Source organism: Gordonia alkaliphila, from assembly GCF_023017165.1.
GTDB classification, from domain to species: Bacteria; Actinomycetota; Actinomycetes; order Mycobacteriales; family Mycobacteriaceae; genus Gordonia; species Gordonia alkaliphila.
In genome coordinates this window covers 826,245-839,412 of the sequence record NZ_JALKBW010000001.1, presented here as the reverse complement: position 1 = coordinate 839,412, position 13,168 = coordinate 826,245, and the positions used below count along the sequence as shown (strand labels likewise).

Annotated in this window: 10 protein-coding genes; 4 read left to right on the top strand and 6 right to left on the bottom strand. The window is 69.8% G+C overall.

Annotation, left to right across the window (positions count from 1 at the left end):
- Positions 1 to 30: 30 nt before the first annotated feature.
- From menE to MUG78_RS03550, 3 genes are read right to left on the bottom strand one after another with little or no spacing between them, the layout of a single operon-like run.
- Positions 31 to 1,242, bottom strand: coding sequence for an o-succinylbenzoate--CoA ligase (gene menE, locus MUG78_RS03560; protein ID WP_246992257.1), 1,212 nt, complete (start codon positions 1,240 to 1,242; stop codon positions 31 to 33).
- A 4-nt stretch (positions 1,243 to 1,246) separates the two neighbouring features.
- Positions 1,247 to 1,531 carry a hypothetical protein gene (locus MUG78_RS03555; RefSeq protein ID WP_246992255.1) on the bottom strand — a complete coding sequence of 95 codons (285 nt, stop codon included), beginning with the start codon at positions 1,529 to 1,531 and terminating at the stop codon, positions 1,247 to 1,249.
- Positions 1,532 to 1,559: 28 nt separating this feature from the next.
- Complete coding sequence (locus MUG78_RS03550) at positions 1,560 to 2,798, bottom strand: inorganic phosphate transporter (RefSeq protein WP_246992253.1); 1,239 nt, start codon at positions 2,796 to 2,798, stop codon at positions 1,560 to 1,562.
- A 256-nt stretch (positions 2,799 to 3,054) separates the two neighbouring features.
- On the opposite strand from MUG78_RS03550, the gene MUG78_RS03545 reads away from it, so the two are divergent.
- Positions 3,055 to 4,107: an LLM class F420-dependent oxidoreductase gene (locus tag MUG78_RS03545; protein WP_372493278.1), complete on the top strand. Its 1,053-nt coding sequence runs from the start codon at positions 3,055 to 3,057 to the stop codon at positions 4,105 to 4,107.
- Between the two features lie 209 nt (positions 4,108 to 4,316).
- On the opposite strand, the gene MUG78_RS03540 is transcribed toward MUG78_RS03545, so the two are convergent.
- Positions 4,317 to 5,261, bottom strand: coding sequence for a 1,4-dihydroxy-2-naphthoyl-CoA synthase (locus tag MUG78_RS03540; RefSeq protein ID WP_246992249.1), 945 nt, complete (start codon positions 5,259 to 5,261; stop codon positions 4,317 to 4,319).
- A 64-nt stretch (positions 5,262 to 5,325) separates the two neighbouring features.
- Between MUG78_RS03540 and MUG78_RS03535 the strand changes: the two genes are divergently transcribed.
- The gene (locus tag MUG78_RS03535; RefSeq protein ID WP_246992247.1) at positions 5,326 to 5,985 is read left to right on the top strand and encodes a PaaI family thioesterase; all 660 of its coding nucleotides are present in this window, start codon (positions 5,326 to 5,328) and stop codon (positions 5,983 to 5,985) included.
- A gap of 661 nt (positions 5,986 to 6,646) precedes the next feature.
- Entirely contained in the window at positions 6,647 to 9,400 is a 2,754-nt protein-coding gene (locus MUG78_RS03530; RefSeq protein ID WP_246992245.1) for an Ig-like domain-containing protein, read from the top strand.
- Between the two features lie 113 nt (positions 9,401 to 9,513).
- Here MUG78_RS03530 and MUG78_RS03525 read toward each other — a convergent pair whose 3' ends face one another.
- Together MUG78_RS03525 and MUG78_RS03520 are read right to left on the bottom strand one after the other, a co-directional pair.
- Positions 9,514 to 10,764 (bottom strand): saccharopine dehydrogenase family protein, encoded by a 1,251-nt coding sequence (locus tag MUG78_RS03525; protein WP_246992243.1) that lies wholly within the window; start codon positions 10,762 to 10,764, stop codon positions 9,514 to 9,516.
- Between the two features lie 27 nt (positions 10,765 to 10,791).
- Positions 10,792 to 11,412, bottom strand: coding sequence for a class I SAM-dependent methyltransferase (locus MUG78_RS03520; protein ID WP_246992241.1), 621 nt, complete (start codon positions 11,410 to 11,412; stop codon positions 10,792 to 10,794).
- A 56-nt stretch (positions 11,413 to 11,468) separates the two neighbouring features.
- Here MUG78_RS03520 and menD point away from each other — a divergent pair, with 56 nt between their 5' ends.
- Positions 11,469 to 13,145, top strand: a complete 1,677-nt coding sequence (gene menD / locus MUG78_RS03515) for a 2-succinyl-5-enolpyruvyl-6-hydroxy-3-cyclohexene-1-carboxylic-acid synthase (RefSeq protein WP_246992239.1) — start codon at positions 11,469 to 11,471, stop codon at positions 13,143 to 13,145.
- The last annotated feature ends 23 nt before the right edge of the window (positions 13,146 to 13,168 follow it).

Sequence of the window (13,168 nt, the reverse complement as noted above, 5' to 3'; positions counted from 1 at the left end):
GCACCAACCTAACAGTCAGGGTCGGCTTACTTACCGTCGGAGATCGATTACGCGGCCGGTGTGGCGCAAGCCCGTGGCGGTCACGTCACGATATCGGCGCTGCAGGTCGCGACGATCCAGCTTTCCGGGACCGCGCACGGGGAGTTCGTCGACCAGCAGCACGTGTCGGGGCGCCGCGTATCGGTCGAGGCGTTCGGCCACCGCCGCGGTCAGTGCGTCGACGTCCGGCCCGTCGCCGTCGGGCACTACGGCGACGGCCACCGCCTGACCCAGGCGTTCGTCGGGCACCCCGAAGACCGCGCACGCGGCGACGCCGTCGAGTGTTTCGATCACCGCTTCGACCACCTGGGGGACCACGGTGAGCGCGCCGGTGGAGACGGCCTCGTCGGCGCGGCCGACGAGGGCGAGCACACCGTCGGTGAGCGTCCCCAGGTCGTCGGTGCGGAACCAGCCGGGTGCGGCGAAGGCCGGGTGGTCGGGTAGGTCGCGGTAGCCGAGGGCCACCGTCGGGCCGCCCAGCTCGACGCGGCCGATCGCGGTGTGCGGATCGACGTCGCGCAGGCGCACCTGCACACCGGGCAGCGGAATCCCGTCGTACACGCAGCCGCCCGCGGTCTCGCTCATCCCGTAGGTGGTGGTGATCGCCAAGCCTGCGTCGCGGGCGGCGGCGGCCAGCGCGGGCGGGGTGCCGGCGCCGCCGACCAGAATCGCGTCCAGCTCGGCGAGCGCGCGGGTGGCGGCGGGGTCGGCGAGGGCCTTGCGCAGCTGCAGCGGCACCAGGGACGTGTAGCGGCGCGGACCGGTCATCGCGGCGACGGCCGCCGGGAGCGTCGACGGATCGAATCCGTCGGAGACGTCGAGCACCACGGGCTCGTAGCCCGCGGCCAGCGACCGCAGCAGCACCTGCAGGCCCGCGATGTGGTGCGGCGGCAGCGCCAGCAGCCAGCCGCCCGCTCCGCCGAGCGCCTGCGCGGTGGCCTCCGCCGAGGCCCGCAGGGTGGCGGCGGTGTGCAGCGCGCCCTTGGGGGTGCCGGTGGTGCCCGACGTCGACACCACCAGGGCGCAGCGTTCGTCGATCGGCCTACCGGCGCGCAGGCTGGTCGCCAACGCGTCGGCGGCGGCGGGTGCGTCGGCGGGCAGCGGCAGGAACGCGGCCGCGCCGTCGAGCAGCGCGAGCAGTTCCGGGCGGGCGTCGAGGACGGCCGGTCCGGCCGGCAGCGGCAGGGGTTGCAGCAGTCGCATACCGCTACTTGTACGCGAAGGCCGGGAAGATCTTGATGTCGAAGTAGTAGAGGAGCGTCTGGCGCGCGATCCACAGGATGCTCACCAGAATGATCGCGCCGACCACGGCGTAGATCAGGTAGCCGAGGTAACGCAGGGCGGCGTTGCCGCCGGTCAGGGTGCCGTCGGGGGCGGGGTCGGCGCTGCCCATGCCGACCAGACGCATGCCGACGCCGAAGAGGGCGGGCAGTCCGGCGCCGAGCAGCAGGCCCACCGCGAGGACGCGGAGGATGGAGGTCACGAAGTCCATGTCAGGTTTCCTTGTCGCGTCGGCCGGTTCAGGCCTGCGCCGCCGGGGCGGTCGGGGAGGTGGCGGGCTCGTCGCCCAGTTCGAGGTCGATGGGCGTCTCGGCGATCTTGTCGTCCCACTCGGTGTTGACGTTGTTGGCGTCGATCTTCTCGTGCTGCGCGCGCCAGTACATGAACGCCGAGAGCACCACGAGGATCGCGAAGATGGTGATGGCGCCGGCGACATCGCCGATACCGTGGGCCAGCCAGAAGCAGAGCGCGCCGACGAGTCCGGCGGCGGGCAGGGTGGTGACCCAGGCCAGGACCATGCGGCCGGCCACCGACCAGCGGACGTTGGAGCCCTTGCGGCCCAATCCGGCGCCGATGATCGAACCGGTCGCCACGTGCGTGGTCGACAGGGCCATACCGGCCACCGACGAGGTGAGGATGATGGCGGCCGACGACGACTGCGCGGCCATGCCCTGCGGCGGGCTGATGTCGATCAGGCCCTTGCCGAGTGCGCGGATGATGCGCCAGCCGCCGAGGTAGGTGCCCAGGGCGATGGCGGCGGCGCAGCTGAAGACCACCCAGAACGGTAGGCCGTGCTGCACGGAATCGGCGTCGAGGTGGTTGGTGGCGATCAGCGCCATGGCGATCACGCCCATCGTCTTCTGCGCGTCGCCGGTGCCGTGCGCCAGCGAGACCAGGGAGGCGGTGGTGATCTGGCCGATCTTGAAGCCCTGCTCCTGGTGGCGGGCGGAGATGGCCTTGGTGATGCCGTAGATGAGCACGGTGCCGACGGTGGCGACCAGCGCGGCGATGACCGGGGCGAAGAGCGCGGGCAGGATGATCTTGGCGAAGACGCCGGACCAGTTGACGCCCGCGGTGCCGAGGGCGGCGAGGCCGGCGCCGACGAGGCCGCCGAAGAGTGCGTGCGAGGAACTCGACGGCAGGCCGAACAGCCAGGTCGCGAGATTCCACAGGATGGCGCCGATGAGGCCGGCGAAGATGATGATGAGGGCGGCGTTCACGTCGAGCCCGGAGACGAACTGGCCGTCGGGCTGCTGAATCTTCAGCACGTCCTTGGTGATGGTCGCCGCCACCTGCACCGACAGGAAGGCGCCGATCAGGTTCAGGATCGCCGAGATCGACACCGCCGTCTTGGGCTTCAGGGCGCCGGTCGCGATCGACGTCGCCATGGCGTTGCCGGTGTCGTGAAAGCCGTTGGTGAAGTCGAATCCGAGTGCTGTCACGATCAACAGCACAAGAATCAGCATCTCTGAGCTCATGGAGACCACTATGGGGCCTGCGCCGACGATTTCGGTAATTACCGAGAAACTCGGGACTATGGTCTTGACCAGCGCGTTTGCTTTCAATTCGCACTAATTTACCGAGTGTTAACCCTGCCGTGGCCGAGCCTTCGCCGAGTTCGTGGGGATTGTCTCCCCGCCGCCTGAACTGACGGTGAACACGCGGTGTATCCCAGGTCGCGGGGAGCGCGCGAAACGGGGTCGACGGCGCGGTGGCACAATGCCAGCCATGACGATGACACTCGGGATGCCCATCAATTACGCGGGAGACTTCCGCGAGACGATCGAGAACCTCGCCGACTTCGAGGGCGTCGGAGTGCAGCGCGTGATGGTGCCCGAGGCGTACAGCTTCGACGCCGTGTCGCAGCTCGGCTACATCGCCGCGCGCACCACCACCATGGAGCTGCAGACCGGCATCCTGCCGATGTATTCGCGCACGCCCACCAACCTGGCGATGACCGCGGCCGGCCTGGATTATGTCAGCGGTGGCCGCTTCATCCTCGGCATCGGCGCGTCCGGCCCCCAGGTGATCGAGGGCTTCCACGGCGTCAAGTACGACTACCCGCTCGGCCGCGCCCGCGAGACCGCGGAGATCTGCCGCATGGTGTGGCGTCGCGACCGCCTCGAGTACGACGGCAAGCACTACCACCTGCCGCTCACGCCCGAGCACGGCGGCAGCGGGCTGGGCAAGGCGCTCAAGATCATCAATCACCCGGTGCGGGAGCGCATCCCGATGCTGCTGGCCGCGATCGGCCCGAAGAACGTCGAACTGGCCGCCGAGCTCTACGACGAACTGCAGCCGTTCCTGGTGCATCCCGACTTCGTCGACGCCGCGTTCGGTCCGGCGCTGGCGGCAGGCAACGCCAAGCGTGATCCGTCCCTGGCGCCCCTGAAGCTGGTGGTGCAGAGCGCCGCCCTCGTCACCGACGACGTCGAGCTGGCCGAGCAGGCGCTGATGGGCGTGCGGCACCACATGGCGCTGTACATCGGCGGCATGGGTGCGCGCGGCAAGAACTTCTACAACTCGCTGGTGCAGCGGTACGGCTACGTCGACGAGGCCAAGCTGATTCAGGACCTGTACCTCGACGGCCGCAAGCAGGAGGCCGCCGCGGCCGTGCCCGACGAGTTGGTGCGCGCGATGAGCCTGATCGGCCCCAAGAGTCACGTCGCTGAGCGCGTGGAGGCCTTCCGCAGCGCCGGGGTGGGCGTGATGCTGGGCTCGCCGGTGGCCCACACCCACGCCGAGCGGGTCGAGACCATGGCCGCGCTCGCGGAGATGATGGCCTGACCGGCACACCTGACCCGACCTGACGACGACGCCGCTCCTCCGTCGGGGGAGCGGCGTCGTCGTTGTTTCCGAGGGAAGGCGGCGGTCAGGCCAGGGCGGCGGCCAGGGCGGCTTCCCTGCACGCCTGCTCCGGCGTGCAGGCGAGCTTGCGGCTCACTTCGATGATCGGTTGTCGCGCAGTCGCACCGTGTGGGGGTCCCTTCGCTTCGTCAGTAGTAGTACGGGTGGTCGGACCAGTCGGGGTCGCGCTTCTCGAGGAAGGAGTCGCGGCCCTCGACGGCCTCGTCGGTCATGTACGCCAGGCGGGTGGCCTCGCCGGCGAAGACCTGCTGGCCCATCAGGCCGTCGTCGGTCAGGTTGAAGGCGAACTTGAGCATGCGCTGCGCGGTGGGCGACTTGCCGTTGATGGTGCGGCCCCACTCGATGGCGGTCTGCTCCAGGTCGGCGTGGTCGACGACGCGGTTCACCGCACCCATCCGGTGCATGGTCTCGGCGTCGTAGGCCTCGCCGAGGAAGAAGATCTCGCGGGCGAACTTCTGACCCACCTGCTTGGCGAGGTAGGCGCTGCCGTAGCCGCCGTCGAACGAGCCCACGTCGGCGTCGGTCTGCTTGAACCGGGCGTGCTCGCGCGAGGCCAGGGTCAGGTCGCACACCGAGTGCAGCGAGTGGCCGCCGCCGGCCGCCCAGCCGTTGACCACGGCGATGACCACCTTAGGCATGGTGCGGATCAGGCGCTGCACCTCGAGGATGTGCAGGCGGCCGCCCTCGGCCTTGACGCGGTTGGCGTCCACCGAGTCGACGGTGGCCGCGGCGACGTCGGAGTCGTGCGAGGTGGCGTACTGGTAGCCGCTGCGTCCGCGGATGCGCTGGTCGCCGCCGCTGCAGAAGGCCCAGCCGCCGTCCTTGGGGCTGGGGCCGTTGCCGGTCAGCAGCACGGTGCCGACGTCGGGGGAGCGGCGCGCGTGATCGAGTGCGCGGTAGAGCTCGTCGACGGTGTGCGGGCGGAAGGCGTTGCGGACCTCCGGGCGGTCGAAGGCGATACGGACGATGCCGTTGGCCCGGCCCTCGCCGACGTGGCGGTGGTAGGTGATGTCGGTCAGGTCGGAGAAGCCGTCGACGGCCTTCCACTGGGTGGGATCGAATGGCGAAGTCATGCGCCCGAGCCTATCGCCACCACCCCGAGCGGGCGCTCGGCGCGTCAGCGGATACCTTGGGACGATGAAGGGCGCACCGACCGACCAGAAGTGGAACGTTCCCGCGACGCAGGAGTCTCCGCTCGAGGGCGGCTTCCGGGCGGAGTTCGAGGTGACCACCGAGCGCGGCGGCCCGCGGTACGGCGAGCTGATCGAGCAGGTGCGCACCTTCATGGACAAGATGCGCTACGCCAGCCCCACCCCGGACCTGACCGACGAGATCATCGACGACCTCAAGGCGTTCAACGCCAAGCTCGACACCCTGCTGGTGGACGAGTGGCACAGCCCGTCCGGCACCCGCGTCGATCTGCCCTCGCGCGGCAACATCACGCTGCCGCCGTACGAGGTGATCGACGGCGGTGAAGACGGCGTCGAGGCCACGGTCGAGTTCCGTCGCTTCCACCTCGGCGGCAACGGCGTGGCGCACGGCGGGCACGTCGCGGTGGTGTTCGACGACCTCGGCGGCATGGCCGCGGCGCTGCACATCCACGGGATCGCGCGCACCGGCTACCTCACGGTGAACTACCGGTCGCTGACGCCGCTGGAGACGCCGCTGACCCTGAAGACCTGGGTGGACCGCCTCGAGGGCCGCAAGGTCTTCGTCAAGGGCACCCTGCACGACGGTGACCGCCTCTGCGCCGACATGGAAGCGCTGTTCATCCAGCTCCGCCCCGGCCAGGCGTAGCTCTCCGGGCGCTGTCCAGCGTGTCCTCGCAATGGGGGACTACCTGCCGGTAAGCCCCCATTTCTGGTGTCGTCCGAGCGCGGGGACTTGGGCCGGAACCGGCGTATTACCCCATTCAGACCACACCGAATCCGCTCGCTGACCCGCTCCGTCCTGCTACTTTTCGGGCTCGATTCTCGTCTGGCATCGGCCGCTTGCCGGTGCCGCGAGCTTGCTCTGAGAGTGGGAAAGCATGTCCAAGTCCTCTGTTCGACGCATGCGTCGAACCAAGCAGTTCGTCGCCACCTCGGGCGTTGCCGCGGCGCTGTTGATCGCCGCACCGGTCGGTGCCGCGCTGGCCGACGACACCGAACTGTCGGGCGACACATCGTCAGTGGTCTCGGATTCGCCGGCCGACACCGGGGAAGCAGTGCCGGATGCGGTCTCAGTCGACGAGCCTGCACCCGCGCCGTCGTCCGAGTCGGAGGCGCCGACGGCTCCCGCGCCCGCTGACTCAGACGAGCCGACGACCGCCGAGATCGACGTCCCGGCCGTCGACCTGCCGGCACTCGATCGCGATGAGAAGTCGTCCGACGACTCGGGCATCGAACTACCGCGGGACGTGGATGAAGCCCCCGCATCGCCGCGCGTCGACCGCACCGCTCCGCTGCGCGATGGATCCGTGGCGATCCTCGACGAACTGCGAGACCGGGCGGCACCGCTCACCGCGCGCCTCGCGCCGGCCGCGCTCGACGATCTGGAGGCGCCGTCGGCCCGCTCCGGCCTCGTCGGCTGGCTGGCCGATCTCGGCGGACCGGGCGTCGTGGAGTTCCTGCTGCTGAACCAGAGCGCACTGGCCCTTGCCCTGGTCAATCGGAGCCCGCGTCTGAACGGGGTCGGCCTCGCGGATCTGCAGGGGAAGATGAATGCGCCGACCCGCCAGCCCGCCGTCGCCACCCTGTCCCTGACGCCCACCGCGGGGCTCGCCGACGACGCCGATCCAGACAACTGGTTCTTCAATCCGGGCGATACCGACTACGACTCGTACAATCCTCTCGTGCCGACGTCCGGAGAGGCGGTCGGCGTCGACGCGTCGCAGTCCGGGGTCTCGTACGGATACTCCACGTCGCGCGGCACGATGACGATTTACAACGACGGCGACGAGCCGATCGGCGTCCTCTACGTGGTCCGGTCCGAGGCGGGCAACAGCGTGGAAGAGTTCACGCTGATCGAGGCCGGCAGCCAGGCCGAGTTCTCCGGGCAACAGGGCACCTACCTGGTGCAGGGACGCCGACAGGATGCGAACGGCGTTGCCACTGCCGATGGTGAGGTCGCCGCAGTCATGGGAGTGGTCGTTTTCGCCTCGACCGACGGCGTGCTGCAGGCGATGTCGGTGAAATACGACGCCACGGGACCGCTGCCGCTGTCACCGCACTCTGACCCCGTCTATCCGTACCTCGTCGTCAACGCCGGGCCGGTGAATCCCGTCACCGGAGTCACTTTCATTCGTGTGGATTCCCAGGATGTGGGCGGCGGTGCGGTGTCGTCGCCGACGGTGACGCAGCCCGCCCACGGGACCGTCGAATGGGCCGAGGATGTTCAGGAGTGGCGCTATACGGTCGATCCGGCGAAGGCCTCGATCGGCGAAGTGGTGGATTCGGTCACCTTCAGCGTCACAGATGCCTCGGGTGTCACGGTGTCGAAAACCGTCGACATCGTGACGCCGAAGCACGATCCGAGTGTCAACCATGCGCCGGTGGTTCTCGGGACCACGCCCTTGCCTCGGCCGACGGGCCAGGTCTGGCAGGACTTTCAGGTCAATGCGGTCGACGACAACGGTGACGCACTGGACTATCGGGTCATCACGGACTTCTCGCCGGGTTCCGCTCTGAACCACGGCACGGTGGAGCATCTCGGCGGCGGGGTGTTCCGGTATACGCCGACCGATCCGGCGACCCTCCGGGAAGGTGACGTCGCCGACTGGTTCGTCGTCGAGGTCGACGACGGTCGCGGGGGCACGGCGCGGCACTGGGTTAACCCGATATACCAGTGGGGCGAGCTCGACAATGTCGCACCGGTCATCGACACAGAATCGGGTGGCCTCAGCATTTCGACCGACGGCGGCTACTCGTACACGTTCACCGGCAGCGATGCGGACGGTGACGACCTGTACTGGTATGTCAGCGACTTGCCCGAATACGGGGCAGTGCGCACGCGCACCGCTGAGGACGGCTCCTTCGTGGTGACTTACTACCCGGACCGGAAGAAGGCGCACAACGGTGCGTACTCGGACACGTTCACGGTTACGGTCCTGGATGAGTTCGGCGGCACCGACAGCCGCGACGTCACCATCTCCGTAGACGGCTACAACACGAATCCGTGGCTCTCCGTCAGCCCGGAGAACGACGGCTTCGTTGCGGACGAAGACCTGGTGTGGGTGCTCCAACACGGGGACGAGGACGGCGACCCCGTCCAGGTGACCGCAGCGAGCACCGACGGCGGCGATGTGCGCATCGTCGATGGAAAACTCTCCTATACGCCCAAACCCCAGGTCAACGGAGGTTGGCTTCACTCCGATGGGATCATCCGCGGCTACTACGTCGACGTGGTCAAGATCGAGGTCACCGATGACCACGGCGGGTCATCAGTGCAGGAACGTCGGGTGGCGGTCGTCGACACATCCTGGGCGCCGTGGGTGGACCCCGACAAGGCGGTGATCCTCGTCGTGGATCTCGATCACCGGCCGGAATTCCAGGGGTTCGTCGACGGCGGAATCTTCTCGGGAACCGTTCCTCTGGAGAACGGTATGAATGACGATTTCGTGGCCTATCTGTCGAGCACGCCGCTGGCGGCCGCCTTCGCGGAGTACGACGCGATGCTTCTGACCGCCCGCTACTGTGCCGCCAACGATTGCGGCACGGTGGAGGAACCGGAAGAACCGGGCGACCCGACCGAACCCGGAACTCCAGGCGGGTCTTGGCTCCCGGGCTCCGGGTTCGGAAACTGGCTGCCTCCCTGGCGGCTCCCGCAGACCGCTCCCGGCGAGGACGTGGTGAACGCGCAGTGGGAGCGGGACTGGGAGCAGTACACGATGATGGTCGGGTTCTTCCCTGTTGTCGGGACAGTGCTCAACGGCATCAGCTTCGGAATGAATGCGGGGCAGCTCATCAACGCCATCGGACGTGGCGACAACGACGACATCGCCGATGAAGTCGCCGACCTGATCGGGGACACGATCGGTTTCATTCCAGTCGGCGGGAGGGTTGCCGGCAACGTGCTCGAGCCGTACCTTTCCAGGCCCATCGGCACCGCCGTCGGTGACCTGATTCAAGCAGGAGTCGGGAATGCGGTGGGAACAGCTGTTGGCACGACGGTGAGGGTTGTCGGTGACGGGATTGCCGGCTTCTTCTGGGGTGTCGGCAACGGCTTCCGCTGACCGTGGTACTCGCAGAGTGTCGAGTTGTGGTGGCCTGACCACCACAACTCGACACTATGGGCGGTCGTGCCGAAAGGGCCGCGCGGCAACGCGCGGAAACGGGACGGCCGGGGTCAGGCGGCGGGGAGTTCGTGGACCTCGATGACGAAGCCCGCGCGGCGCAGGCGTTCGACGAGGACGTCGCCCATGGCGGCGGCCGGAGTGAGGGCGCCGAAGCGGCGGGGGAGGGCGTCGCGGTCCAGGGCCAGCGCCAGGGCGCTCTCGCCGAGCATCACGGCGGTGGCCTTGTATCCGGGGTCGCCGTGGGCCCGCATCTGCGAGCGGAAACGGCGGCCGGAGCTGGTGGTGGTGTAGGTCTGCGTCACGAAATGCCCTGCCTCGCGCGACTTCTCGCTCGGGCCCTCGCCCGGCTTGGGCAGCACCCGGTCGAGCAGGCTGCGGGTGGGACGGAAGCTCATCGCGGCCAGGCCGAGACCGGTGCCCACCGAGACCGCGCCGGCCAGCAGCGTCGACAGCACCGGCACCCCCCCGACGGACATCGTCTCCTGGTACCGGAAGTCGGGGCCGTAGCCGTCGAGCAGCGCGCTCGACCGGCGCACCACGCGCGTGTTGTACGACGCCATGAAGAACGGCGCCAGCGTGCCGGACAGCGACGGGTCCACCTTCTTGGCATCCACCGGGGAGATGTCGCTGGGCTCGTCGCTCGGTCCGGCGTGCTCCACGTCGCCCGGTCCACCGGACAGCGCGCGCGGGTTCAGCAGCAGTCGCCGCATCTCCGGATCCTTGGCCTGCTCGGCGATCACCCGCATCGAGTCGACGGTGCCGCCGGACGCGCCGCCGCGCATCGAGGCCAGCACCAGCGTGGTCTCGCCCAGGGTGCCGGCGTCGTCCTCGGTCACCTGGCGGTGCAGCAGGTAGGCGCCCAGGTCGGAGGGGATCGAATCGAAGCCGCAGGAGTTGACGATGCGGGCCCCGGTGCCGCGGGCGATCTCGTCGGCCTTGTCGATGGTGAACCGGGTGAAGGGCACCTCGCCGGTCAGGTCCACGTAGTCGGTGCCCGCGCTGGCCGCGGCGATCACCAGGTTCTCGCCGTAGCGCAGGTACGGCCCGACGGTGGTGCAGACGACCCGGGTGCGCGCGCACATCGCGTCGAGCGCGGCGGGGGAGTCGGCGTCGGCGACCACCAGCGGCCACGACGCGGCACGCTCACCCAGCCGACGGCGCACCGCCGCCAACTTGGTCTCGCTGCGCCCGGCCAGCGCGATCTTGGTTCCCTCGGGGGCCTGCTCGGCCAGGTAGCGAGCGGTCAGCTCACCGACGAAACCCGTGGCACCGTAAACGACGACGTCGAATTCGCGACTCATGCGCTCGACTGTATGGCATCCGCAGCGCTAGGCGGGGTTCACCGCACAGCCCAGCGAGAAGGCGCCCCACGGCTTGGGCGTCACCCGCGCGTAGAACTGGTCGAGCTCGTCGATCTCGAAGCCCGCGGCGCGCAGATCCTCCGGGATCGTTCGGGTGAGTTCGCAGCCGCCGGCGACGGCGCGTTCGATCGGATCGAGCAGACGCTGGAAGCGCTGCACGCCGCGGTCGGGAGCCAGTCCGTGTTCGAGGAACGCGAGGCGGGCGCCGGGCTTGAGCACGCGCCGCAACTCAGCGAGCGCGGCGGCCGCGTCGGGGATGGTGCACAGGGTGAACGTCGACAGCGCGCCGTCGAAAGTGTTGTCCGGGAAGGGAAGTCGTTGCCCGTCGAGGCCACCGCGGGTGATCGGGATCGGGCTCCGCGCCACCCGTTCCTGCGCCCGTTCCCACCCCAGGTCGGCGGGTTCGACGGCGGTCACCGCGGTCACCGCGGGCGGATACAGTCCCACGTTCAGGCCGGAACCGAAGCCCACCTCGATGATCGCGCCGGACAGCGGGGCGGCCGCGCGCCGTCGCAGCTTGTCCAGTCCGGGCATGCCGCAGGCGCTCTCCACCAGGCGCGGCAGGATCTTGTCGTCGTAGAAGCCCACCCGCCCACCGTACGTCCGCGAACTCGCGGCGCGGGCCGACCACTAGTGTTTCGAGCATGAATCCGTCCACCCTGCAGGCCCGCGTGATCGTCGACGAACTGATTCGCGGCGGGGTACGTGAAGCGGTGCTCTGCCCGGGCTCGCGGAACGCGCCGCTGGCCTTCGCGCTGCACGCCGCCGACCGCGCGGGACGGCTGCGCCTGCACGTGCGGATCGACGAGCGGTCCGCCGGCTACCTGGCGCTCGGTCTCGCGGTGGCCTCGCGCACGCCCGTCCCCATCGTGATGACCTCCGGCACCGCGGTGGCCAACATGAGCCCGGCGGTCTTCGAAGCCAACTACGCGCGCGTGCCGCTGGTGGTGATCAGCGCCAACCGCCCCTACGAACTGCTCGGCTCCGGTGCCAACCAGACCATCGAGCAGTTCGGCATCTTCGGCACCCAGGTCCGCGCCGCCATCAGCCTCGGCCTGGCCGAGGAGGACCTGGACACCAACTCGCAGTGGCGCTCGGCGGTGGGCCGCGTGCTGGCCGCCGCGCGCGGGGCCCGCACCGGCAACGCGGGTCCGGTCCAGTTCGACATCCCGCTGCGCGAACCGCTGGTGCCCGGGGCCGACGACACCCCCGACGCCGACCTCGACCACGTGCACGACGGCAGGTTCGCCGGACGCCCGGACGGTCTCGCCTGGACACAGGCCGCGGTGGGCCACCTGGACGTGCCCATCGAGATCGACCTGTCGGCGCCCACCGTCGTGGTGTCCGGGCACGGCGCCGGGGAGCACCCGGAACTGGCCGGCATCCCGACGGTCGCCGAACCCACCGCGCCGCTGCCGGCGACACCGCTGCACCCGCTGGCGCTCGGCGCGCTGGCGCCCACGCAGGCGATCATCTGCGGTCGGCCGACGCTGCACCGCTCGGTGGCCCGCCTGCTGGCCGACCCGCGGGTCCGTGTTTACGCCCTCACCACCGGCCCCCGTTGGCCGGACGTGTCCGGCAACGTCTACGCCACCGGCACCCGCGCGGTCGGTGTCGGCGCGCCCGCCGCGGACTGGCTCGCGGAGGCCGCCGCGGCCGACGCCGCGGTGCGCGCCGCCGTCGCCGCCGAACTCGCCGACGGCCCGGACACCACCGGACTGCACGTGGCACGCACGGTGGCGGCGGCGATGACCGCCGGCGATCAACTGGTGGTGGGACCGTCGAACCCGATCCGCGACATCGCCCTGGCCGGGACCCTGGTCCCGGGCGTGCGGGTGCTGTCGAACCGGGGCGTCGCCGGCATCGACGGCATCAATTCCACCGCCATCGGCGCGGCGCTGGCCGCGGACCGGGACACCTCGACCGGCCAGACCGTCGCCCTCCTCGGCGACCTCACCTTCATCCACGACGCCACCGGCCTGCTCATCGGACCGCAGGAGCCGCGGCCGCGCGCCCTGCGCATCGTGGTGGCCAACGACGACGGCGGCGGCATCTTCGGGCTGCTGGAACAGGGGGATCGACGATTCACCGACGCCGCCTACGACGGCGCCTACGAACGCATCTTCGGCACCCCGCACCGCACCGACCTGGCCGCGCTGTGCGCCGGGTTCCACGTGCCGCTGCGCCGCGTGACGCTCGAGGACCTGCCCGCCGCGCTGGCCGCGCCGGTGCCCGACGGCGGCATCGAGGTCCTCGAAGTGGCCACCGTCCGCGAACCGCTCCGGGCCCTGCACGAGCGCATCGCCGCGCGGCTGCGCTGAGCCGCACCGGTTATCCTGACCTC